This is a genomic window from Streptomyces sp. NPDC031365, from assembly GCF_055569765.1.
Map to the genome: position 1 here is coordinate 1 of NZ_JBVIIM010000076.1, position 2,851 is coordinate 2,851.

The 2,851-nt window shown below is 75.0% G+C and carries 2 protein-coding genes and 1 pseudogene; 2 read left to right on the top strand and 1 reads right to left on the bottom strand.

Annotation, left to right across the window (positions count from 1 at the left end; genetic code table 11):
* The first annotated feature begins 184 nt into the window (after positions 1–184).
* A complete protein-coding gene (locus ACZ5C2_RS38515; protein WP_468801613.1) occupies positions 185–1,786 on the top strand; it encodes a glycosyltransferase family 2 protein in 1,602 nt (533 codons plus the stop codon).
* A gap of 130 nt (positions 1,787–1,916) precedes the next feature.
* On the opposite strand, the gene ACZ5C2_RS38520 is transcribed toward ACZ5C2_RS38515, so the two are convergent.
* Positions 1,917–2,555: a TetR/AcrR family transcriptional regulator gene (locus ACZ5C2_RS38520; RefSeq protein WP_468801615.1), complete on the bottom strand. Its 639-nt coding sequence runs from the start codon at positions 2,553–2,555 to the stop codon at positions 1,917–1,919.
* 129 nt (positions 2,556–2,684) lie between these two features.
* Here ACZ5C2_RS38520 and ACZ5C2_RS38525 point away from each other — a divergent pair.
* Positions 2,685–2,851, top strand: a pseudogene (locus ACZ5C2_RS38525) (ABC transporter permease); the annotation flags it as partial.

Genomic DNA, 2,851 nt, shown 5'->3' on the forward strand with positions numbered 1-2,851 from the left:
TTCCTCTCCCTTTCTTCATTTCTCCCCTATACCCCACCCCCCCCCCCCCCCCCCCCCCCCCCCCCCCCCCCCCCCCCCCCCCCCCCCCCCCCCCCCCCCCCCCCCCCCCCGGGGACCGCAGGGCCGGGTCAGGGTACTAATGGTCACAGCACCGACAAACAGCCCATAGCACCTCGAGGACGCCATGCGCCCCCACCGCCCCCAGGTCTCCGTCGTGGTCATCGGCCACGACGACGCCGCTCATGTGACCGACGCCGTGCGCTCGGCCCTCGCGCAGGGGCCCGCCGTGCACGAGGTCGTCGCCGTCGACGACTGCTCCACCGACGGCAGCGTCGGCCTGCTGGACCGGATGGCCGCGGGCGAGCCCCGGCTGCGGGTGATCCGGCTTCCCGCCAACAGCGGCGGCTGTGGCACCCCGCGCAACACCGGGCTGGACGCGGTGAGAACGCCGTATGCGATGTTCCTGGACAGTGACGACGTCCTGCCGCCCGGCGCGGTCGACGCGCTGCTCACGGCCGCGAGCGGGACGGGCGCGGAGGTCACGGGCGGTCTGTGCGTACGCCGTGAGCTCCCGTCGGGCCGCGAGGCGCCGTGGGAGCCCGGCCTGTACGCCACGTCCGCCCTGCTCGCCCACCCGGCGCGACGCCCGCGCCTGGTCCACGACACCCTCTGCGTCAACAAGCTCTACGCCACGGCCTTCCTGCGCGAACACGGCATCCGCTTCCCCGAGGGCCGGTTCCCCTACGAGGACATCGTCTTCACCGCGCGGGTGTGGGCCGCCGCCCCGCGCGTCGCCCTGGTCCCCGACCGGGTGTACGTCTGGCACGTCCGCCGCTCCGCACGGCAGCTGTCGATCTCGCTGGACCGCGCGGGCATCGCCAACTGGAGCTCCCGCACCCACGCGTGCCGCACCGCCCACGGCATCCTGCTGGACGCCGGCGAGAAACGGCTGGCCCGCAGGGTCCGGGCCAAGTTCCTCGACCACGAGCTGCGCATGTACGCGAGGGAGCTGCCGTTGCGCGACGAGGAGTACCGGCGGGAGTGGTGGGCGCACACCCGGGCGTTCCTCGCGGAGTACGACGCCGCCGACCGGACCCGCGACCCGGTGGCCCCCGGACGGCTGATCGCGCGGGTCGTCATGGCCTCCCCCGAGCCCCGCGACCTGCCCCGCCTGCGGGAGCTGGCGGCCCGGCCGGCCCGGCTCCGCCCGCCGTACGCCCGCGCGGAGGACGGCACGCCGTGCTGGTCGTCCGACCTGCCCGCGATCACCCTGGACTCCCTGCGCGACCGCCCCGCGCACCGGCTTCCGCTCGCCGTGGACGCGGAACTGCGCCCCCACGCGCGCCGCCTGCGGCTGCGCCTGCACGAGCTGTACGGCGCGGTGGCACAGGCGGGGCCGTCCGAGGTGGAGGTGGAGTGGCGCCACCGGGACCGGAACGGAGCGTCGGTGCGCCGTACGGTGCCGCTGCGGGTGTCCGCCGAAGGCACCTGGACGGCGGAGACGCCCCTGCGCCCGGACCGGCTGGCCACCCTCGGCACGGGCGCCTGGGACCTGCGGCTGCGGCTGCGCTTCCGGGACGGCTCGACCCGCCGCGTCACGGCCCACGCCCTCGCGGGCCCGGGCCTGCTGCGCCGCGGCGCGCTGCCGAGCACCCGGCACGGCGTGGTCCTCGTACGCCCGTACGCCACCCACTCGGGCTCCCTGGCACTCCGTGTGGCGACCGGCGTGGGCGGCGTCCTCCCGGTACTGCGCGGCCGGCTGGGGCGCCTGCGGCACCGAAGATGAGAGCGCCCCGCGCCGCCCGCACGTCCCCCATGTCCGGCTCGGGGAGCGAGTGCTGCGGGCGCCGGAGTTGAGGGACGTGGCCGCGTGGTTGGCCACCGTGCCGGATGCGGCGAACCGACCTCGTCGTGTGTCAGAGGGTTGTCAGGGCCTGGGCCGTCGCCTTCGCCAGGGCAGCCAGGTAACCCTTCGGGAGCCTCGGGTTGCGGATGACGACCGAGCGCCAGTAGAGCGGGCCCGAGATGAGGTCCAGGGCCAGGGCGTGGTCGATGCCGGGACGGAGTTCGCCACGGGTCTCGGCCGCGGTGACGATGCCCTTGGCCACCCCGTCCTGACCTTCACGGAGAGCCTTCTGGAGGGCCTCGGCGATGTCGGGGTTGCGGGCCGCCTCGGCCTGGAGGTCGGGGAGGACCTGCGAGGCGACGGGGTGGCGCAGGGCGCGGGAGGTGACCTCGTACAGCAGACGCAGGTCGCTCTCCAGGGAGCCGGTGTCCGGCGCGGGCAGTCCCTGGACGGCGATCGCGGACACCAGGTCGAGGACCAGGTGGAGCTTGGAACGCCAGCGGCGGTACACCGCGGTCTTGCCGACGCCCGCGCGGCGCGCGATTCCCTCGATCGACATCCGCGCGTAGCCGACGGCGACGAGTTCCTCGAAGACCGCCGCCCTGATGGCCTCCGTGACGTCCTCCCGCAGTACGGCGGCCCCCGCGGGGGCCCGGCGGCGCGGACGCGGCTGGGGCTCGTCTGCGTTCGTCGTCATGCGGACCAGCATAGGCCGCCATCGTATCGACGAAACGGTTGCGTTCCGACGTGTTTTCGACCTACGCTCCCGTTACGACGATACGGTCCCGTCCCGACGTCGGACCCCGTTGCCCCCCTCCCCCTAGCGAAAGCAGCGGATGTGAGTCAGGCCCTCCACACACCGCCCCCCGCGGCGGCCGGCCCCGCACCGGCCGAGGACGACCTCGCGGCCCTGGCCGCCCGGTACGGCCTCACGGTCAGCGGCGCCCGGCCGTCCCTCCTGGAGTACGTCCGTCAGCTCTGGGGGCGGCGGCACTTCATCATCGC

What these genes read in the sequence shown, in the direction of transcription:
- ACZ5C2_RS38515 (WP_468801613.1), top strand. Translation starts at nt 185, where the DNA reads ATGCGCCCCCACCGCCCCCAGGTCTCCGTCGTGGTCATCGGCCACGAC.
- ACZ5C2_RS38520 (WP_468801615.1), bottom strand. Translation starts at nt 2,555, where the DNA reads ATGCTGGTCCGCATGACGACGAACGCAGACGAGCCCCAGCCGCGTCCG.